At 62.2% G+C, this 19,803-nt stretch carries 22 protein-coding genes, 1 tRNA gene and 1 pseudogene; 20 read left to right on the forward strand and 4 right to left on the reverse strand.

Features of this window, described 5'->3' with window-relative positions; translation table 11 throughout:
* Positions 1 to 6: 6 nt before the first annotated feature.
* Together ACZ899_RS25620 and ACZ899_RS25625 are read right to left on the reverse strand one after the other, a co-directional pair.
* Complete coding sequence (locus ACZ899_RS25620) at positions 7 to 1,722, reverse strand: proline--tRNA ligase (RefSeq protein WP_203651240.1); 1,716 nt, start codon at positions 1,720 to 1,722, stop codon at positions 7 to 9.
* Between the two features lie 157 nt (positions 1,723 to 1,879).
* On the reverse strand, positions 1,880 to 3,175 hold the full coding sequence (locus ACZ899_RS25625; RefSeq protein ID WP_232857158.1) for an OprD family porin: 1,296 nt from the start codon (positions 3,173 to 3,175) through the stop codon (positions 1,880 to 1,882).
* Between the two features lie 762 nt (positions 3,176 to 3,937).
* Here ACZ899_RS25625 and ACZ899_RS25630 point away from each other — a divergent pair.
* Positions 3,938 to 4,357: an HIT family protein gene (locus ACZ899_RS25630; RefSeq protein ID WP_234560212.1), complete on the forward strand. Its 420-nt coding sequence runs from the start codon at positions 3,938 to 3,940 to the stop codon at positions 4,355 to 4,357.
* Positions 4,358 to 4,359: 2 nt separating this feature from the next.
* A complete protein-coding gene (locus tag ACZ899_RS25635) occupies positions 4,360 to 4,572 on the forward strand; it encodes a SlyX family protein (RefSeq protein ID WP_232857160.1) in 213 nt (70 codons plus the stop codon).
* 19 nt (positions 4,573 to 4,591) lie between these two features.
* Here the strand turns inward: ACZ899_RS25635 and ACZ899_RS25640 are convergent, their stop codons facing one another.
* Entirely contained in the window at positions 4,592 to 5,185 is a 594-nt protein-coding gene (locus tag ACZ899_RS25640; protein ID WP_326491840.1) for a cold shock domain-containing protein, read from the reverse strand.
* Positions 5,186 to 5,453: 268 nt separating this feature from the next.
* On the opposite strand from ACZ899_RS25640, the gene ACZ899_RS25645 reads away from it, so the two are divergent.
* The 18 genes from ACZ899_RS25645 (at position 5,454) to ACZ899_RS25730 (ending at position 19,034) form a co-directional block, all read left to right on the forward strand.
* Entirely contained in the window at positions 5,454 to 5,927 is a 474-nt protein-coding gene (locus tag ACZ899_RS25645; protein WP_084854477.1) for a Dps family protein, read from the forward strand.
* Between the two features lie 182 nt (positions 5,928 to 6,109).
* Entirely contained in the window at positions 6,110 to 6,442 is a 333-nt protein-coding gene (locus ACZ899_RS25650; protein WP_234560214.1) for a ribbon-helix-helix domain-containing protein, read from the forward strand.
* An 89-nt stretch (positions 6,443 to 6,531) separates the two neighbouring features.
* The gene (locus ACZ899_RS25655; protein ID WP_050704473.1) at positions 6,532 to 6,753 is read left to right on the forward strand and encodes an FmdB family zinc ribbon protein; all 222 of its coding nucleotides are present in this window, start codon (positions 6,532 to 6,534) and stop codon (positions 6,751 to 6,753) included.
* A 94-nt stretch (positions 6,754 to 6,847) separates the two neighbouring features.
* Positions 6,848 to 8,623 (forward strand): aspartate--tRNA ligase, encoded by a 1,776-nt coding sequence (gene aspS / locus ACZ899_RS25660; RefSeq protein ID WP_203651246.1) that lies wholly within the window; start codon positions 6,848 to 6,850, stop codon positions 8,621 to 8,623.
* A 110-nt stretch (positions 8,624 to 8,733) separates the two neighbouring features.
* Entirely contained in the window at positions 8,734 to 9,486 is a 753-nt protein-coding gene (locus ACZ899_RS25665) for a YebC/PmpR family DNA-binding transcriptional regulator (RefSeq protein ID WP_203651247.1), read from the forward strand.
* A 148-nt stretch (positions 9,487 to 9,634) separates the two neighbouring features.
* Positions 9,635 to 10,159 (forward strand): crossover junction endodeoxyribonuclease RuvC, encoded by a 525-nt coding sequence (gene ruvC, locus ACZ899_RS25670; RefSeq protein WP_050704476.1) that lies wholly within the window; start codon positions 9,635 to 9,637, stop codon positions 10,157 to 10,159.
* A gap of 108 nt (positions 10,160 to 10,267) precedes the next feature.
* The gene (ruvA, locus tag ACZ899_RS25675; RefSeq protein WP_027919956.1) at positions 10,268 to 10,885 is read left to right on the forward strand and encodes a Holliday junction branch migration protein RuvA; all 618 of its coding nucleotides are present in this window, start codon (positions 10,268 to 10,270) and stop codon (positions 10,883 to 10,885) included.
* On the forward strand, positions 10,882 to 11,928 hold the full coding sequence (ruvB, locus tag ACZ899_RS25680; RefSeq protein WP_011535158.1) for a Holliday junction branch migration DNA helicase RuvB: 1,047 nt from the start codon (positions 10,882 to 10,884) through the stop codon (positions 11,926 to 11,928). Before ruvA ends, ruvB begins: the two co-directional genes overlap by 4 nt.
* A gap of 125 nt (positions 11,929 to 12,053) precedes the next feature.
* A complete protein-coding gene (ybgC, locus tag ACZ899_RS25685) occupies positions 12,054 to 12,506 on the forward strand; it encodes a tol-pal system-associated acyl-CoA thioesterase (protein ID WP_186733987.1) in 453 nt (150 codons plus the stop codon).
* Between the two features lie 2 nt (positions 12,507 to 12,508).
* Complete coding sequence (gene tolQ, locus ACZ899_RS25690; RefSeq protein ID WP_234560215.1) at positions 12,509 to 13,204, forward strand: protein TolQ; 696 nt, start codon at positions 12,509 to 12,511, stop codon at positions 13,202 to 13,204.
* A 14-nt stretch (positions 13,205 to 13,218) separates the two neighbouring features.
* Entirely contained in the window at positions 13,219 to 13,671 is a 453-nt protein-coding gene (gene tolR, locus ACZ899_RS25695; protein ID WP_011535155.1) for a protein TolR, read from the forward strand.
* On the forward strand, positions 13,671 to 14,735 hold the full coding sequence (tolA, locus tag ACZ899_RS25700; RefSeq protein ID WP_203651263.1) for a cell envelope integrity protein TolA: 1,065 nt from the start codon (positions 13,671 to 13,673) through the stop codon (positions 14,733 to 14,735). The genes tolR and tolA overlap by 1 nt, the downstream gene beginning before the upstream one ends.
* A 47-nt stretch (positions 14,736 to 14,782) precedes the next feature.
* The gene (tolB, locus tag ACZ899_RS25705) at positions 14,783 to 16,033 is read left to right on the forward strand and encodes a Tol-Pal system beta propeller repeat protein TolB (RefSeq protein WP_050704479.1); all 1,251 of its coding nucleotides are present in this window, start codon (positions 14,783 to 14,785) and stop codon (positions 16,031 to 16,033) included.
* 54 nt (positions 16,034 to 16,087) lie between these two features.
* Complete coding sequence (gene pal / locus ACZ899_RS25710) at positions 16,088 to 16,585, forward strand: peptidoglycan-associated lipoprotein Pal (RefSeq protein WP_011535152.1); 498 nt, start codon at positions 16,088 to 16,090, stop codon at positions 16,583 to 16,585.
* 6 nt (positions 16,586 to 16,591) lie between these two features.
* Positions 16,592 to 17,401 (forward strand): tol-pal system protein YbgF, encoded by an 810-nt coding sequence (gene ybgF, locus ACZ899_RS25715; protein ID WP_234560217.1) that lies wholly within the window; start codon positions 16,592 to 16,594, stop codon positions 17,399 to 17,401.
* Positions 17,402 to 17,561: 160 nt separating this feature from the next.
* Positions 17,562 to 18,209: a 7-carboxy-7-deazaguanine synthase QueE gene (queE, locus tag ACZ899_RS25720; protein ID WP_028690579.1), complete on the forward strand. Its 648-nt coding sequence runs from the start codon at positions 17,562 to 17,564 to the stop codon at positions 18,207 to 18,209.
* 13 nt (positions 18,210 to 18,222) lie between these two features.
* A complete protein-coding gene (gene queC / locus ACZ899_RS25725) occupies positions 18,223 to 18,897 on the forward strand; it encodes a 7-cyano-7-deazaguanine synthase QueC (protein WP_234560219.1) in 675 nt (224 codons plus the stop codon).
* A 61-nt stretch (positions 18,898 to 18,958) separates the two neighbouring features.
* Positions 18,959 to 19,034, forward strand: a tRNA-Lys gene (locus tag ACZ899_RS25730).
* Between the two features lie 427 nt (positions 19,035 to 19,461).
* Here the strand turns inward: ACZ899_RS25730 and ACZ899_RS25735 are convergent.
* A pseudogene (locus ACZ899_RS25735) lies at positions 19,462 to 19,802 on the reverse strand (site-specific integrase); the annotation flags it as partial.
* Position 19,803 lies beyond the last annotated feature (1 nt).

A 19,803-nucleotide genomic window follows, 5' to 3' on the forward strand; every position in this document is an offset into this window, starting at 1 on the left:
GGGTTATCAGCGGCGGATTTGGGCCTGCAGGAAGGACAGCGCGTCCGCGAGCGGCAGTGCCTGAGCCTCCGATTCGGTGCGGTGCTTGTACTCCAGGTTGCCTTCGGCCAGGCCGCGGTCGCTGACGACGATGCGGTGCGGGATGCCGATCAGCTCCATGTCGGCAAACTTGATGCCGGGGCTGGTCTTCTTGTCGCGGTCGTCCAGCAGCACTTCGAAGCCGGCGGCGGTCAGTTCGGCATACAGCTTGTCGGTGGCTTCGCGGACCACATCGGTTTCGTAGCGCAGCGGTACCAGAGCGATCTGGAACGGTGCCAGGGCGTCGTTCCAGATGATGCCTTTTTCGTCATAGCTCTGCTCGATGGCGGCAGCGACCACGCGGGACACGCCGATGCCGTAGCAGCCCATGGACAGCACGACAGGCTTGCCGTTCTCACCCAGCACCTGGCACTTGAGCGCCTCGCTGTACTTGGTGCCGAGCTGGAAGATATGGCCGACTTCGATGCCGCGCTTGATTACCAGGGTGCCCTGGCCGTCCGGGCTCGGGTCGCCTTCGACCACGTTGCGCAGGTCGGCAACTTGTGGAACCGGCAGGTCGCGCTCCCAGTTCACACCGAAGTAGTGCTTGTCGTCGATGTTGGCGCCGATGCCGAAGTCGCTCATCAGGGCGACCGAGCGGTCGATGATGCACTCCAGCGGCAGGTTCAGCGGGCCGAGGGAGCCTGCGCCGGCACCGATGGCGGCGCGCAGCTCGGCGTCGGACGCCATCACCAGCGGGTCGGCGACCTGCTCCAGCTTGGCGGCCTTGATCTCGTTGAGTTCGTGGTCGCCACGGACGATCAGGGCGACCAGCTTGCCTTCCTCGGCGCCATGCACGATCAGGGTCTTGACGGTCTTCTCGATCGCCAGGCCGAAGTTTTCCACCAGTTCGGCGATGGTCTTGGCATTCGGGGTGTCGACCAGGCGCAGCTCTTCGGTCGGGGCCGGGCGCACGGTTTCACGCGGGATGGCCTCGGCCTTCTCGATGTTGGCGGCGTAGTCGGAGCTGTCGCTGAAGATCACGTCGTCCTCGCCGGAGGAGGCGAGCACGTGGAATTCATGGGAGTAGCTGCCACCGATGGAGCCGGTGTCGGCCTGCACCGGACGGAAGTCCAGGCCCAGGCGGGTGAAGATGTTGGAGTACGCCAGGTGCATGCGGTCGTAGGTTTCCTGCAGGGAAGCCTGGTCGGCATGGAAGGAGTAGGCGTCCTTCATGATGAACTCGCGGCCGCGCATCAGGCCGAAGCGCGGACGGATCTCGTCACGGAACTTGGTCTGGATCTGGTACATGTTCAGCGGCAGCTGCTTGTAGCTGGACAGCTCGTTGCGCGCCAGGTCGGTGATGACCTCTTCATGGGTCGGGCCGACGCAGAAGTCGCGCTGGTGACGGTCTTTCAGGCGCAACAGCTCGGGGCCGTACTGCTCCCAGCGGCCGGATTCCTGCCACAGTTCGGCCGGCTGGATGCTCGGCATCAGCACTTCGAGGGCACCGGCGGCGTTCATTTCCTCGCGGACCACGGCTTCGACCTTGCGCATCACCCGCAGGCCCATCGGCAGCCAGGTGTACAGGCCGGAGGCCAGTTTGCGGATCATGCCGGCACGCAGCATGAGCTGGTGGCTGATGACCACTGCATCGGCCGGGGTTTCTTTCTGGGTGGCGAGCAAATATTGACTGGTGCGCATGGTGGGCCGTGTCGATTGCCTGAATGTGAAATGACCCCGCATTGTACGGGGGCGAAACGAAAGCGTACAGAATGCAGCAGTCAGGCCTTTCTGTCAGCCAGGAAAAAGCCCGGCGATTGCCGGGCTTCTTCATTCGCGGAGCGATGCAAGCGCGGGCTTACAGGATGCTCAGCGGGTACTCGACGATCAGGCGCAGTTCGTCGATCGAGCTGGAGCCGTAGTAGACACCATCTGCGGAGCGGTAGGTGGCTTGACGTACGCGGAAGCTCAAGTCTTTGGCCGGGCCTTCCTGCAGGACGTATTTAACGTCGATATCGCGTTCCCATTCCGAGCCGTTATCGGTAGTGCGGGTCTTGGCGTCGGTACCGCGGGCGTAACGGGTCATGAAGGTCAGGCCTGGGATGCCGTACTCGGCAAAGTTCAGGTCGTAGCGTGCCTGCCAGGATTTCTCGTCTTCGGCGTTGAAGTCCGAACGGGCGATGGAGTTGGCCAGGAACACGGTACCGCCGCCGTCTACGCCATAGGCGTAATCGCCGTCGCCGCTGACTTTCTGGAAGGCCAGGGTGAAGGTGTGGGCGCCGATGTTGTACGCGGCCGAAAGGCTGGCGGCAATGTTGTCAAGTTTGTTGGAGCCGTCTGCCTTCTTGACCCAGGCGCCAGTCAGGTTCTGGCCAATGGACTTGGTGTCATAGATGTTGAAGTCAAACACCAGTCCTTGCTTGTCGCTGATCGGCAGTGCCCAGTTGACGTTGCCGTACCATTTACGGAAGTGATCCTCGACGTGCGAGTAGTAGACGCTGGTGCTCAGGCTATCGGTGATGGCGTAGGTGCCGCCCAGGACATCGGCTTCCTTGAGGCGGAAACTGTCACGGTTGGTTTCTGCTTGAGCGGTCAGGCTGGTGAAGCGACCGGCGTGCAGGGTGAGGCCTTTGATCTCATTGCTGGTGATCAGGCCGCCTTGAGCAATTTCGGGCAGCAGGCGGCTGTCATCGGTAGCAAACACCGGCAAGGCGGTGAACTGATCGCCGACCTTCAGCACGGTGTCGGAGATACGGAACTTGGCTGCTGCGCCAGCCTTCGAGTAGTCGTCCTGGGAGCGGCCGTCGAGAGCGGTGGGGAACAGGCCGGTGCCAGCGCGGCCTTTGCCGCTGTCCAGTTTCAGGCCAAGCATGCCGACGGCGTCGAAGCCTACGCCCACAGTGCCCTGGGTAAAGCCGGATTCGTAGGTACCGACAAAGCCCAGGCCGGTCTCTTCGGCGCGGCTCTGACGGTTACCCTCGTCATCCCGGTCGTTGTTGCGGAAGTCACGGCTGAAATACAGCATCCGGGTCTTGACGTTGAGTTTGCTGTCTTCAAGGAAGCCCTTGGACTCATCCTGCGAAGAGGCGACAGCCAGCTGCGAAGTCCCTGCCGCTACGGCCAGGGCGATCATGCTCCACTTCATCACGCGCATCGTGATTTGCTCCTTTGGTTTTTAGGAAGAGTACCGCCGCACCCGGGTATTTTAATTATGGGGCCGGCTCTTTCTTGTTATGTCGGCGAAAATGTATATCACGCGGACTATTCTTGGCGATATGGGCAGAAACAACCTTTCGGTAACTTTATGGCCATGTCGCTGTTGGTTGTCTCCATGTCGCAAATCACGCCTGTCATATAAGGGCGTACAACTCCAGCGCTGTCTCGAAACCGTCATATTTGTATAAATACAAAGTACGGCTTGTGAAACTCCCTGGTTTATCCGATGCCGCTGTTGTTATTTGTCGCGTTCACCCTGCGATGCAGGGGTCGTGCCGACTTGGCGTGAAGCGAATGCAACAAGCGTGCTCAAAATCACGAACGCTTGATGAAATTTTCACATTTGCCTCGAAAAGACCTGGGAAACCTCCGCAAACACGGGCTGCGGCCGGTATGTCGGTGGGGTGCGATCCTCCCTTGCGTTTGCGTGTGAAGCTGCCTTCCAAGTCAAGGTGTTACCGTCGATTGTTTATCCTGGCTGTTTTATGTGAAGGATGTGTGGCGCTGGCCTGACGAGCGGCATCATTTTGGTGCGAAAAGTAGCGCAGTGTTACCGAAGCGGGGCGTTGATGTTGTCATTCGCGTGCCACAAATGCCCTGGGTCGACGTCGACGGGTGTGGCAGCGGTCGAAGCGGAGTATCCTTGCGCGCCTGTGCCCGACCGCTCGGAAGGGCTGAATCGCTTGTAAGGAGGTTTGCCGTGTTTACCCTCGATTCGCGTCTGCAGGAGGATTCCCTGGTGCTGGGCGACCTGCCGCTGTGCCGCCTGCTGCTGAGCAAGGATGCCAACTACCCCTGGTTCATCCTGGTGCCACGTCGCGCCGATATCAGCGAAGTGTTCGAGCTCGAGGACACGGACCAGCAGCAGCTATGGGTCGAGACGACTGCCTTGGTCGAAGCGCTGAAGGATGCCTTCGCCGCCGACAAGATGAATGTCGCGACCCTGGGCAACGTGGTCAGCCAGCTGCACATGCACGTGATTGTGCGTCGCCAGGGCGATGCCGCCTGGCCTGCCCCGGTGTGGGGCAAGGTGCCGGCCATCGGCTACACCCAGGAGCAGATCGACGGTATTCGCCAGCAAGTGCGCGCGCTGCTGGGCGAAAGCTTCAAGGAGGCGTGAGGATGTCGCAGGAGCTGGAAATGCGCATGATCGAGCTGGAGACCCGCCAGGCGTTCCAGGATGACAGCTTGCAGGCGCTCAATGATGTGATTGTCGAGCAGAGCCGGGCGATCGAACGCTTGCAATTGCAGATGGCGGAGCTGATCAAGCGCTACGAGGAGATGGCCGGCCAGCAGGGCGGCGGGGGAGAGGAAGCGCCGCCGCCTCATTATTGAGCACGGCGGCGGCAAAGGGTCAGCGGCGCGCGACGGCGACCACGTCTTCGGCCTGCAGGCCCTTGTCGCGGTGCATCACCGAGAACTCCACGCGCTGGCCTTCGACCAGAACCCGGTGGCCCTCGCCGCGGATGGCGCGAAAGTGCACGAAGATATCGTCACCGGAGTCGCGGGAGATGAAGCCGAAGCCCTTGGACGTGTTGAACCACTTCACGGTGCCGGTATCGCGATTGCCTGCGTCATGCGAGGTGCCCTGGGTGGAGCGGGCCTTTCGCGTGCCGCGAACGAAGCCGGCAATCAGGTGCAGGGCGCAGGCCAGGACAGCACAGGCCAGGGCTGGCAGGTTGCCCAGCTCCGGGCGGGCCAGCAGGGTGAGGGTCTGCAGCACCACGGCCAGCACCAGCAGCAGGCTGGCGGCGTGTTGCAGTTGCTGGCGCAGGCCTTTGTAGTACTGCGGCAGTACCGGGGCGATGACCAGGTTGATGAGCCCGAGCAGCGCCAGGTAGACGGCCTCGGGTTGTTGCAGGAAGGGTGTTGCGTCAGCTTTCAGGCTAGGTATGAGCGATAGCAGCAACGCCGCCAGGCCCGTCACCAGATGGACGATCTTGAACATTGGTTTGGCTCACATTGATAAGGCCGATCACAGGATGAGCTGGTCGCACGGTGCGCGTGAACGAGTAGGCGCGAAAACGTGGCGGGCCAGCCTATGCACCCGGCACTGACAATCCGCACGGGTGGCACAGTGCCTATTTAACAGCAAAGACGCAGGCTTCTCAAACCGGCTGGCACGGGCGGTCCTGTGCCGCATGCGCCAGCCGGAAACTCTTGTTAGAGTGTTTACTGCCCGCTTGATGATCAAGCCTTATGGAAAGGGGAGCTTCATGGCAATCGATATCGGTATCAGTGAAGAAGATCGCAAGTCCATCGTCGATGGGTTGTCCCGCCTGTTGTCGGATACCTACGTGCTGTATCTGAAAACCCATAACTTCCATTGGAACGTCACCGGTCCGTCGTTCCGCACCCTGCACCTAATGTTCGAAGAGCAATACAACGAGCTGGCCCTGGCGGTCGATTCGATTGCCGAGCGCATTCGCGCCCTGGGCTTCCCGGCGCCGGGTTCCTACGCCTTCTATGCCCGCCACTCCTCCATCAAGGAAGAGGAGGGGGTGCCGCCTGCCGATGAAATGATCCGCCAGCTGGTGCAGGGGCAGGAGGCGGTGGTGCGTACCGCGCGCAGCATCTTCCCGGTGGTGGACAAGGTCAGTGACGAGCCGACCGCTGACCTGCTGACCCAGCGCATGCAGGTCCACGAGAAAACGGCGTGGATGCTGCGAGTCCTGCTCGACGGGAACTGATTGCCGGTTGCTTGTCGTTCTACCCAGTGAATCCGGGCCCGATACCGCCAGCGGTATCGGGCCCGCGTGTTTGCGGGGAAGGGTTTGCCGCTGCTATCGGCCTGGCCGGTGGCGCTTCATGACGGTCATGGACCCGTTCGGCTGACGAACGGGGTGTGGTTTCGTGACGATGGAGCGGTGCGATGGGCGATCCGATGCGTGGTATCGATGGTAATGCAAGGCAGGGGGGTGGCAACCCTCGTCTCGACCCGTTCAGGCGGGATTTCGACATGGCCCAGGCCGGGCCCGTGTCGCGCTCGGTGCGGCTCAACGGCTTTGCCACCTGCCTGCGCCTGGAGGTGGTCTACTGGCGCATCCTGGAGCGTATCGCCCAGGCCAATCGCTGTTCGGTGAGCGCCGTGCTGTCCTATGTGGATCGCGAGGTGCACCTGCGCCATGGCGGGGTGAGGAATTTCAGCGGCCTGGTCAGGGTGATCTGCGTCGCCTGGCTGCAGGAAACGCGAGACGCGCACTGATCGCCGGGCTGCGCTGCTCTTCTTTACCATATATAATCCCGCTCTTTGCTGCCTTGGGCAGCGTGCGATGTGGTTGACGAGAGACACCCATGCCCCTGTACGACTATCAATGTGCATCCTGCGAACACCAAATGGAGGTGTTGCAGAAGATCAGTGCCGCGCCGCTGACCGATTGCCCGGCGTGCCAGGCGCCGGCATTGAAGAAGCTGCTGTCGGTCCCCGGCTTTCGCCTGAGTGGCAACGGCTGGTACGAGACCGACTTCAAGACCGGGGCGAAAAAGAATCTGGCAGGCGGCGACAAGGCCGACTGAGTTGAATTGCACCCGCCAGGTCTTGCAGTATTAGCCCCTTGGGCGGCCAAGACCTCCACCGAACACACGAATCACGAGAAGCGAAACCACGATCATGATGCGCAGCCATTATTGCGGCCAACTGAACGAGTCCCTGGACGGCCAGGAAGTCACCCTTTGCGGCTGGGTCCATCGTCGCCGCGACCACGGCGGGGTGATTTTCCTCGACATCCGTGACCGCGAAGGCATGGCCCAGGTCGTGTTCGACCCGGATCGCGCCGAAACCTTCGCCGCCGCCGACCGCGTGCGCAGCGAATATGTCGTGCAGATCACCGGCAAGGTACGCAAGCGCCCTGACGGCGCGGTGAACGCCAACATGGCGTCCGGCGCCATCGAGATCCTCGGCTACCAGTTGAAGGTGCTCAACGAAGCGGAAACCCCGCCGTTCCCGCTGAACGAATACTCCGACGTCGGCGAGGAAACCCGCCTGCGCTATCGCTTCATCGACCTGCGTCGTCCGGAAATGGCCGACAAGCTGCGCCTGCGTTCGCGCATCACCAGCAGCATCCGTCGCTTCCTCGACGAGAACGGCTTCCTCGACGTCGAAACGCCGATCCTGACCCGTGCCACCCCTGAGGGCGCGCGTGACTACCTGGTGCCGAGCCGCACCCACGCTGGCAGCTTCTTCGCCCTGCCGCAGTCGCCGCAGCTGTTCAAACAGCTGCTGATGGTCGCCGGCTTCGACCGCTACTACCAGATCGCCAAGTGCTTCCGTGACGAAGACCTGCGCGCAGACCGCCAGCCGGAATTCACCCAGATCGACATCGAGACCAGCTTCCTCGACGAGTCCGAGATCATGGGCCTGACCGAAAGCATGATCCGCAAGCTGTTCAAGGAAGTGCTGGACCTGGAATTCGGTGAGTTCCCGCACATGACCTTCGAAGAAGCCATGCGCCGCTACGGTTCCGACAAGCCGGACCTGCGTATTCCGCTGGAACTGGTCGACGTCGCCGACCAGCTGAAGGATGTCGACTTCAAGGTCTTCGCCGGTCCCGCCAACGATCCGAAGTGCCGCGTCACCGCCCTGCGCCTGCCGGGCGGCGCTAGCATGCCGCGCAGCAAGATCGACGAGTACACCAAGTTCGTCGGCATCTACGGTGCCAAGGGCCTGGCCTACATCAAGGTCAACGAGCGCGCCAAGGGTGTCGAGGGTCTGCAGTCGCCGATCGTCAAGAACATCCCCGAGGCCAACCTCAACAACATCCTCGACCGCGTGGGCGCCGTGGATGGCGACATCGTGTTCTTCGGTGCCGACAAGTTCAAGATTGTCAGCGAGGCCCTGGGCGCGCTGCGTATCCGCCTGGGCCACGACTTCGAGCTGCTGACCTGCGAGTGGGCGCCGATGTGGGTCGTCGACTTCCCGATGTTCGAAGAGAACGAAGACGGCAGCTTCACCGCGCTGCACCACCCGTTCACCGCGCCGAAGTGCACCCCCGAAGAGCTGGAGGCCAACCCGGCCACCGCGCTGTCGCGTGCTTACGACATGGTCCTGAACGGTACCGAACTGGGTGGCGGTTCGATCCGTATCCACCGTAAAGAGATGCAGCAAGCGGTATTCCGCCTGCTGGGCATCGAGGCGGCGGAACAGGAAGAGAAGTTCGGCTTCCTGCTCGACGCCCTGAAGTTCGGCGCGCCGCCTCACGGTGGCCTGGCCTTCGGCCTGGATCGCCTGGTCATGCTGATGACCGGCGCCCAGTCGATCCGTGAAGTGATCGCCTTCCCGAAAACCCAGAGCGCCGCGTGCGTCATGACTCAGGCCCCAGGCCTGGTCGATGCCAAGGCCCTGCGTGAGCTGCACATCCGTCTGCGCGAGCAGACCAAGGTCGAGTGATCGACCGGGGCGCCTCGGTCACGGGGTGCCCCCGCGCTTGAGGCGCAGGATTCTTCACGTTCCGCCCTTCGGGGCGGAACCTGTTTCTGTTTCAAGGATTCGGAGTCGTTATGGCTGGTCATTCCAAGTGGGCGAACATCAAGCACCGCAAAGAGCGCCAGGATGCAAAAAGAGGCAAGATCTTCACCAAGTGGATCCGCGAGCTGACCGTCGCGGCCAAGCAAGGGGGCGGTGACCCGGCCTCCAATCCGCGTCTGCGCCTGGCGCTGGACAAGGCCCTGGGTGCCAACATGAGCCGCGACATCATCGATCGCGCCGTGGCCCGTGGTGCTGGCACCAACGAAAGCGACAACGTCGAAGAGCTGAGCTACGAGGGCTATGGCCCGGGCGGCGTGGCGATCATGGTCGAGGCCATGACCGACAACCGCAACCGTACCGCCGCCGCCGTGCGTCATGCCTTCACCAAGTGCGGTGGCAACCTGGGCACCGACGGCTCGGTGGCCTACCTGTTCGAGCGCAAGGGGCAGATCAGCTTCGCCGCTGAGCTTGCGGTCGACGAGGACGCACTGATGGAAGCCGCGATGGAGGCCGACGCCGACGACGTGGTGGCCAACGACGACGGCTCCTTCGAGGTGTTCACCTCGTTCAACAGCTTCTACGCCGTGCGCAATGCGCTCGAAGAGGCCGGCTTCAAGGCCTCGGATGCCGAGATCGTGATGCAGCCGACCACCAGCGCCGAGCTGGACAAGGACGGCGCGGAGAAGGTGCTCAAGCTGATCGACATGCTCGAGGACCTGGACGACGTGCAGAACGTCTACTCCAATGCACAGATCTCGGATGAGATCATGGAAACGCTGGGCTGATAAGCTTTCGGCTACCTGTGCGCCTGTATTGGCGCAATCGCGGGGCAAGCCCGCTCCCACGAGACCGGCAAATGCTGGCGTGGGAGCGGGCTTGCCCCGCGATTGCGTCCAGCAAAACCTTATGCATCGACGACTGACTGCACACGCTATGACTCTGATTCTTGGTATTGACCCCGGCTCGCGCATCACCGGCTTCGGCGTGGTCCGCCAGACCGCCCGTGGTTGCGAATATGTGGCCTCGGGCTGCATTCGCACCGGCGGCGGCGAGCTGCCCGAGCGACTGCAGATCGTCTTTCGCGGGGTGAGCGAGATCATCCGCGAGCATGGCCCGGTAACCATGGGGATCGAGCGGGTGTTCATGGCGCGCAACGCCGATTCGGCGCTCAAGCTGGGCCAGGCCCGGGGCGCGGCCATCGTTGCCGCGGCCGAGGCGGGCCTGGAAATCGCCGAATACAGCGCCAGCCAGGTCAAGCAGGCCGTGGCCGGCACCGGCGGGGCCAATAAGGAACAGGTGATGATGATGGTCATGCACCTGCTCAAGCTGACCCAGAAACCGCAGATCGACGCCTCCGACGCCCTGGCCATCGCCCTGTGCCACGCCCATACCCGCTCCAGCCTGATTCCCCATGGGCTGGCGACGGCACGGCGGCGCGGCGGGCGCTTGCGTCTGTAACCGCTTCATGCGCTGATACACATTTTGTCCGGGTGGCGCGCGCTCCCGGCGCATTTGCTGATAGGGTGGACCGGTTTTCGACCGGCGCCCGAGAGGAAGGATCGGAACGTGATTGGACGTTTGCGTGGCACCCTGGCGGAAAAACAGCCGCCGCACCTGATTATCGATGTCAACGGCGTGGGCTATGAGCTGGAAGTGCCGATGACCACCCTGTACCGCCTGCCCAAGGTTGGTGAGCCAGTGACCGTGCACACCCACCTGGTGGTGCGCGAGGACGCCCACCTGCTCTACGGTTTCGCCGAAAAACGCGAGCGCGAGCTGTTCCGCGAGCTTATCCGCCTGAACGGTGTGGGGCCGAAGCTGGCGCTGGCGCTGATGTCCGGCCTGGAAGTGGACGAACTGGTGCGCTGCGTGCAGGCCCAGGACGCCTCGGTCCTGGTGCGCGTGCCCGGCGTCGGCAAGAAAACCGCCGAACGCCTGCTGGTCGAACTCAAGGACCGCTTCAAGGCATGGGAAACCTCCCCGGCGATGTTCACCCTGGTCTCCGACGGCCCGTTGCCGGTCGCCAGTGAGTCCTCGGCCGAGGCCGACGCGGTCAGTGCCCTGGTCTCCCTGGGCTACAAGCCACAGGAAGCGAGCAAGGCGATTGCCGCGATCAAGGACAAAGCCGGCCTGAGCAGCGAGGAATTGATCCGTCGCAGCCTTAAAGGGATGATTACCAAGTGATCGAGACCGACCGCCTGATTGCCGCCTCCGGACGTGACCGCGAAGAGGTCCAGGACCGTGCGATCCGCCCGCTGCGCCTGGACGAGTACATCGGCCAGCCGGTGGTGCGCGAGCAGATGGCGCTGTTCATCCAGGCCGCGCGCGGGCGCAACGAGTCTCTCGACCATACGCTGATCTTCGGCCCGCCCGGCCTGGGCAAGACCACCCTGGCCAACATCATTGCCCAGGAGATGGGCGTGTCGGTCAAGAGCACCTCGGGCCCGATCCTCGAGCGCCCGGGCGACCTCGCGGCAATGCTGACCAACCTCGAACCTCATGACGTGCTGTTCATCGACGAGATCCACAGGTTGTCGCCAGTGGTCGAGGAAGTGCTCTATCCGGCGATGGAAGACTTCCAGCTGGACATCATGATCGGCGAAGGCCCGGCCGCGCGCTCGATCAAGCTCGATCTGCCGCCGTTCACCCTGGTCGGCGCCACCACCCGTGCCGGCATGCTGACCAATCCGTTGCGTGACCGCTTCGGTATCGTCCAGCGCCTGGAGTTCTACAGCAACAAGGACCTGGCAACCATCGTCAGCCGTTCGGCTGGTATTCTCGGGCTGCCGATGGACGACAAGGGTGCCTTCGAGATCGCCCGTCGGGCGCGGGGCACGCCGCGGATCGCCAACCGCCTGCTGCGGCGGGTGCGCGACTTTGCCGAAGTGCGTGGCAAGGGCGAGATCACCAAAGCCGTGGCGGACATGGCGCTGAACCTGCTGGATGTCGACGAGCGTGGCTTCGATCACTCCGACCGGCGTCTGCTGCTGACCATGATCGAGAAGTTCGACGGCGGTCCGGTGGGGCTCGACAACATTGCTGCGGCGATCGGCGAAGAGCGCCACACCATCGAGGACGTGCTCGAGCCCTATCTGATCCAGCAGGGCTACATCATGCGTACCCCGCGAGGCCGCGTGGTGACCCGACACGCCTACCTGCATTTCGGCCTGAACATCCCCGGGCGCTTCTGCGAAGGTGGCGAATATGCCGCCCAGGACGACGAATGACAGATCGAATCGGGAATTTCGTGGTCCTAGCGCTGGCACGCCGCAGGCTCGCTGGCAATAGGACATTATTGATGAAAAAACAGTTACCGCGGCGGATTGGCAAGTTCAGGAGTAACCACTAGAGTATGCGCGCGCAAAATGGGCTGGAACCGTTCGCACACCGCTGTCGCGTCTATTACGAGGATACCGACGCCGGTGGCGTGGTGTATTACGTCAACTACCTGAAATTCATGGAGCGCGCCCGCACCGAGCGGCTGCGTCACCTGGGGTTCTCCCAGGCCCAGCTGGCGCAGGACAACCTGCTGTTCGTGGTCCATTCCAGCGAGGCGCGCTACCACGCGCCGGCCCGCCTGGACGATGAGCTGCGGGTGACCGCGCAAGTGCTTGAACTGAATCGTGCCAGCCTGCGCTTCGTGCAGCAGGTGTGGCGAACACAGGATGAAGTGCTGCTCTGCGAGGGGCAGTTCCTGGTGGCCGCCGTGCGCGCCGACACTTTCAAACCCCGGGCCATTCCCCCAGAACTGCGCGACGCATTCCTGGCGGACGGCGCGGGTACTCAATCGAACGCAGGAGAATAAGCGTGGAAGCAAACGTCGTCGACCATACCTCCATGTGGAGCCTGGTCGCCAATGCCAGTGTCGTGGTTCAGCTGGTAATGCTGACCCTCGTGGCAGCCTCGGTGACCTCTTGGATCATTATCTTCCAGCGCAGCACCATGCTGCGCGCCGGTCGTCGTGCACTGGACGCTTTCGAAGAGCGCTTCTGGTCGGGCATCGACCTGTCCAAGCTGTACCGCCAGGCAGGTAGCAACCCCGATCCGGACTCGGGTGTCGAGCAGGTGTTCCGCGCCGGCTTCAAGGAATTCTCGCGTCTGCGCCAGCAGCCGGGTGTTGATCCGGACGCGGTCATGGAAGGTGTCGGTCGCGCCATGCGCGTGGCGATCTCCCGTGAGGAAGAAAAGCTCGAGCAGAGCCTGCCGTTCCTGGCCACCGTCGGTTCCACCAGCCCGTACATCGGCCTGTTCGGTACCGTGTGGGGCATCATGAACTCGTTCCGCGGCCTGGCCAGCGCCCAACAGGCGACCCTGGCCACCGTGGCTCCCGGTATCGCCGAGGCCCTGATCGCCACCGCGATCGGCCTGTTCGCCGCGATCCCGGCCGTTATCGCCTACAACCGTTTTGCCGCGCGCAGTGAAGTGCTGATTGGCCGCTACTACACCTTCGCCGACGAGTTCCAGGCGATCCTGCACCGCAAAGTACACACCAGCGAAGAGTGATCAGGTAGAAACCCATGGCCCGAGTTCGCCACAAACGCAAGCCGGTCGCCGAGATGAACGTGGTGCCCTACATCGACGTGATGCTGGTACTGCTGGTCATCTTCATGGTGACCGCCCCCATGCTCAACCAGGGCGTGAAGGTGGATCTGCCCAAGGTTTCCAGCGAAGCCCTGCCGCAGGACAACAACGTCCAGGTCCTGACCATCTCGATCAAGGCCGACAAGACCTACTACTGGAACCTTGGTAGCGAAGTCGACACCGACAAGCAGATGGACAAGGCCATGACCTTGCCGGAAATGACCGGTGCGGTGACCAAGATCATCGCCGCCGGCCGTGACCAGGGCAAACAGACCCAGGTCTTCATCCGTGGCGACAAGGCCGTCGACTACGGCGCGGTCATGGGCGCCATGGGCGGGTTGCAGAAGGCCGGTGTCGGTAACGTTGGCCTGATTACCGAGGCGCCCTGATGCAGCAGCGAGAGCCATCCGCCTCGGAAAGCTACTTCTGGCCCAGTGTCTGGGCCATCGGCCTGCATGTGCTGGTGTTCGGCATGCTGTTCGTCAGCTTTGCCATGACGCCCGAGCTGCCGCCGTCCAAGCCCATCGTCCAGGCCACGCTCTACCAGCTCAAATCCAAGAGCCAGGCGACCACCCAGACCAATCAGAAGATTGCTGGGGAAGCGAAGAAAACCGCCTCGCGCCAGACCGAGGTCGAGCAGCTGGAGCAGAAGAAGGTCGAGCAGGAGGCCGTGAAGGCCGCGGAACAAAAGAAAGCCGACGCCGCTCAAAAAGCCGAGGAGGCTCGCGAAGCCGCCGAGGCGAAGAAGGCCGAGGCCGCCGAGCAGAAGAAAGCCGCCGAGGCCAAGAAAGCCGAGGAAGCGAAGAAGGCCGCTGAAAAGCAACAGGCTGACATCGCCAAGAAGAAGGCTGAGGAAGAGGCCAAGAAACAGGCCGACGAAGAAGCCAAGAAACAAGCTGCGGAAGAGGCGAAGAAGAAAGCCGCCGAAGACGCGAAGAAAAAAGCTGCCGAGGACGCCAAGAAGAAAGCGGCGGCCGAGGACGCGAAGAAGAAGGCAGCTGAAGAGGCCAAGAAAAAGGCCGCGGCAGACGCTCAGAAGAAAAAGGCACAGGAAGCGGCCCGCAAGGCGGCGGAAGACAAGAAGGCCCAGGCGCTCGCCGAGCTGTTGTCCGACACCACCGAGCGGCAGCAGGCGCTGGCCGACGAGCAGGGTGACCAGGTGGCCGGCGACTTCGACGACCTGATCCGCATGCGCGCGGCCGAAGGTTGGGCGCGTCCGCCATCTGCGCGCAAGGGCATGACGGTAGTTCTGCAGATCAACATGCTGCCGGACGGCACCATCACCAACGTGAGTGTGGCCAAGTCCAGCGGTGACGGTCCGTTCGACAGCTCGGCCGTGGCCGCGGTGAAGAACATTGGTCGGTTGACCGAAATGCAGGGCTTGAAGCCGAGCGATTTCAATCCGTATCGTTCATTCAAGATGACATTTACACCTGAGGATCTAGCGTTGTGATTAAACGTCTGAGAGGACTCCTGGTCTTGCTCTGCTGCGTGGCAGGCATGGCCATGGCAGAGGAAAAGAACATCCTGGTCACCAGCGGTAGCGACCGGGCAACCCCCATTGCGGTAGTACCGTTCGGCGTGCAGGGCGGCAGCGTGCTGCCCGAGGACATGGCCGACATCATCAGCAACGACCTGCGCAACTCCGGCTACTATGGGCCGATCCCGCGGCAGAACATGATCAGCTTGCCGACCCAGGCCAGCGAAGTGATCTTCCGTGACTGGAAAGCCCTGGGCGCCCAGTACGTCATGGTTGGTAGCATCGTCCCGGCAGGCGGCCGCCTGCAGGTGAGCTACGCGCTGTTCAACGTCGCCACCGAGCAGCAAGTGCTGACCGGCAGCGTTGCCGGCGGTGTCGACCAGTTGCGCGACATGGCCCACTACATCGCCGACCAGTCGTTCGAGAAGCTCACCGGCATCAAGGGTGCGTTCTCGACCCGCATGCTGTATGTGACCGCCGAGCGTTTCTCGACCAACAACACCCGCTACACCCTGCAGCGTTCGGACTACGACGGTGCCCGTGCAGTGACCCTGTTGCAGTCGCGTGAACCGATCCTGTCGCCGCGTTTCGCGCCGGATGGCAAGCGCATCGCCTATGTCTCGTTCGAGCAGAAGCGTCCGCGCATCTTCATCCAGCACATCGACACCGGTCGTCGCGAGCAGATCACCAACTTCGAGGGCCTGAACGGCGCTCCGGCCTGGTCGCCTGACGGCACCCGCCTGGCGTTCGTGCTGTCCAAGGACGGCAACCCGGACATCTACGTGATGAATGTGGCCTCGCGCCAGATCACCCGCGTGACCGCAGGCCCGGGCATCAATACCGAGCCGTTCTGGGGCAAGGATGGCAACACCCTGTACTTCACCTCCGACCGTGGCGGCAAGCCGCAGATCTACAAGCAGTCGGTTGGTGGCGGTGGCGCCGAGCGCGTGACATTCGTGGGTAACTACAACGCCAACCCGAAACTGTCGGCGGACGAGAAGACCCTGGTGATGATTCATCGCCAGCAGGGTTTCACCAACTTCAAGGTGGCCGCTCAGGACCTGCAACGTGGAAGTGTAAAGATTCTCACCGAGACCAGTCTTGATGAGTCTCCCACTGTTGCGCCAAACGGCACCATGCTAATCTACGCCACCCGCCAGCAGGGCCGGGGAGTCTTGATGCTCGTGTCGCTTAACGGCCGCGTGAGGCTCCCACTTCCTACCGCTCAAGGCGAAGTCAGAGAACCGTCCTGGTCCCCTTACCTGAACTGATTGCGGCGTAACACGTTTTGCTTAACACACTGGGGTTTCATTAGGAGTTTCACGATGGAAATGCTGAAGTTTGGTAAATTCGCTGCGCTGGCTCTGGCCATGGCTGTAGCTGTAGGTTGCTCCTCGAAAGGCGGTGACAACGCTGGTGAAGGCGCTGTTGACCCGAACGCTGGCTACGGTGCCAACACTGGCGCTGTTGACGGCTCCCTGAGCGAAGAAGCCGCCCTGCGCGCAATCACCACCTTCTACTTCGAATACGACAGCTCGGACCTGAAGCCAGAAGCCATGCGCTCCCTGGACGTTCACGCCAAGGACCTGAAGTCCAACGGCAACCGCGTTGTCCTGGAAGGCAACACCGACGAGCGCGGCACCCGCGAGTACAACATGGCTCTGGGTGAGCGTCGTGCCAAGGCCGTTCAGCGCTACCTGGTTCTGCAGGGCGTTTCCCCTGCTCAGCTGGAACTGGTTTCCTACGGCGAAGAGCGTCCAGTTGCCACCGGCAACGACGAGCAGTCCTGGGCTCAAAACCGTCGCGTAGAACTGCGTAAGTAAGTTCTTATGCGTATGTGCCGTCGTGCTGTAACCGTCCTCGCACTCAGCCTGCCCCTTTCGGCGTGGGCTGCGGTTCCCGTAGTAGATGACAACGCGGGTGGCTATCCGCCTGCGGGTTATGGCACGAGCGGCGCCTATGCCGGAGCAGGGGCTTCGGCCCCTGCTTCTGCAAATGGCCAGCTGTTCATGCAGCTGCAGCAGATGCAGGACCAGATTTCCCGCCAGCAAGGCATCATCGAAGAGTTGCAGAACGATGTGTCGCGCATGAAGCAGGAAAACCTCGAGCGCTACCAGGATCTCGACCGCCGCCTCAGCAGCGGTGCCGCGCCTGCCGTGACTCCAGACAATTCCTCCACCGGTGGCGCGAACAACGCAGCCACGGGTGCCGCTGCCGGCGCCAGCGCCGCGCAGCCACCGGCCGCCAGCAGCGAGCCGGGTGATCCGGCGAAAGAGAAGCTGTATTACGACGCCGCTTTCGACCTGATCAAGCAGAAGGACTTCGACAAGGCCAGCCAGGCCTTCAACGCCTTCCTGCGCAAGTACCCCAACAGCCAGTACGCCGGCAATGCCCAGTACTGGCTCGGCGAGGTCAACCTGGCCAAGGGCGACCTGCAAGGCGCCAGCCAGGCGTTCGCCGAAGTCGGCCAGAAATACCCGAAACACAGCAAGGTTCCGGACTCACTGTACAAGCTGGCCGATGTCGAGCGCCGCATGGGCCACACCGACAAGGTCAAGGGCATCCTGCAGCAGGTCATCACCCAGTACCCCGGCACCTCCGCCGCACAACTGGCCCAGCGCGACCTGCAGAAGCTCTGAGCGACCCGTTGATGAAGAAACCCGCGCCTGTCGCGGGTTTTTTCGTTAGAATCAGTGCCCTTTTTTCCTAAACACGCTGCCGCGGATAACGCCATGTCGAGTCCGCGACAGTGCCTGACGGAGGCGGACAGCCTGTTCAGCTGTCACGCCCGTGGCGATCATGCAAGACACATTACGCATCACCGAAGTGTTTTACTCGTTGCAGGGTGAAACGCGAACGGCCGGGCTGCCCACGGTTTTCGTGCGCCTGACCGGTTGCCCCCTGCGCTGCCAGTACTGCGACAGTGCCTACGCCTTCAGTGGCGGCACTATTCGCACCCTCGATTCGATCCTCGAGCAGGTTGCCGGCTTCAGGCCGCGCTACGTCTGCGTGACCGGTGGCGAGCCGCTGGCCCAGCCCAACGCGCTGCCGTTGCTGCAGCGCCTGTGCGATGCCGGTTATGACGTGTCGCTGGAAACCAGCGGCGCCCTCGATATCAGTGGTGTCGACACCCGGGTCAGTCGCGTGGTCGACCTCAAGACCCCAGGCTCGGAAGAGTCCCATCGCAACCGCTACGAGAACATCGAGCTGCTGACCGGCAATGACCAGGTCAAGTTCGTCATCTGTTCCCGCGAGGACTACGATTGGGCGGTTTCCAAGCTGATTCAGTACAACCTGGCCGAGCGCGCCGGGGAAGTGCTGTTCTCGCCCAGCCACCATCAGGTGAGCGCCACCGACCTGGCCGACTGGATCGTCGCCGACAACCTGCCCGTGCGTTTCCAGCTGCAGCTGCACAAGCTGCTGTGGAACGACGAACCCGGACGTTGAGGAGAAAAAAGACATGACTGACAAACGCGCGGTAATCCTGCTGTCCGGTGGCCTGGACTCGGCCACCGTGGTGGCCATGGCCAAGGCCGACGGCTACCAGTGCTACACCATGAGCTTCGACTACGGCCAGCGCCACCGCGCCGAGCTCAATGCCGCAGCGCGGGTGGCCCGTGACCTGGGCGTGATCGAACACAAGGTGATCGGCCTGAACCTCGACGGCATCGGTGGCTCGGCCCTGACCGACAGCAGCATCGATGTGCCCGAGGCGCCGAGCGAGGGGATTCCGGTCACCTACGTGCCGGCCCGCAACACCGTGTTCCTGTCCCTGGCCCTGGGCTGGGCGGAGGTGCTCGAAGCCCGTGACATCTTCATTGGTGTCAATGCCGTGGACTACTCCGGTTATCCGGACTGCCGCCCGGAATTCGTCGAAGCCTTCGAGCGCATGGCCAACCTGGCCACCAAGGCCGGCGTGGAAGGGCAGGGCTTCCGCATCCAGGCGCCGTTGCAGAACCTGAGCAAGGCGCAGATCGTCCAGGCGGGTATCGCCCGTGGCGTGGACTACAGCCTGACCGTTTCCTGCTACCAGGCCGACGACGACGGGCGTGCCTGCGGCAAGTGCGACAGCTGCCGCCTGCGTGCCGACGGCTTCAAGGCGGCCGGCGTAGAGGACCCCACCCGGTATTTCTGAAAAATTTCGCGATGGGGTGTTGATTTCCTCTGAGAAATCAGTAATATACGCGCCATCCAACGGGTCGTTAGCTCAGTTGGTAGAGCAGTTGGCTTTTAACCAATTGGTCGTAGGTTCGAATCCTACACGACCCACCATATTCACAGCGGTTCGTGAGTGCTAGAGAGGGGGCTTACCACAGCCATGTCTAGTCTTGCAGCCGTATGGAGCGAACCTTAGGCACGCTTCAACGTGATTTCTATATGAAATAGCCCACCGCTTATGGTGGGTTTTTTCGTTTTTGGGTAAAAAAACTCAAAGACTTAGCGCATTTTCGAGCTGCAACAGCTCATCCAAAGGATCACTAGAACGGATCCCAAATCCCGCGCAGCCAAAGGCATGACATCATCACCTGGGGCAGAGCTTTGCTGCTTGAAGCTGTTTCAGTTATTCGTGCGGTGGCTGATTGCCATTCGTCGTTTTATCTCAATGGGGATGCCCGCGCGCTGTACGCGCATCCTGCTCCAGTTGCTGTAGAGCGCATGAAAGGTTTGGCACACATGCCCGTGGCCATCAGGCTGAACAACAGGGTGTGAGGTGGATGTTCCTTTCGGGCTGCTTCATCAGATCGGTCGCCAGCGTGTGCCGGAAGCGATGCGGCGTCAAGCGAACCCCGAGCCTGTCAATCAGCTTCTTGTACATCGCTTCGACCTGATCGGAATTCATCTCTCGACGTTTGTAATATCGAGAGATGCGATTGACGTTGAGCAGTTGGTCTTCGGCGGCGAAGTCAGCTCGGCCAGCCTCTTCCACGAGCCGTAGAATGTGCGGCGCTAACCCATCCATGATGGGGCGCGAAACTCGCGGGGTGTTTTCTCAGTCTCGCCGCGGACTAAGATCAGCTGCCGGTCCCAGTCCACATCCTGA

The organism is Pseudomonas sp. TE31087, assembly GCF_057284075.1.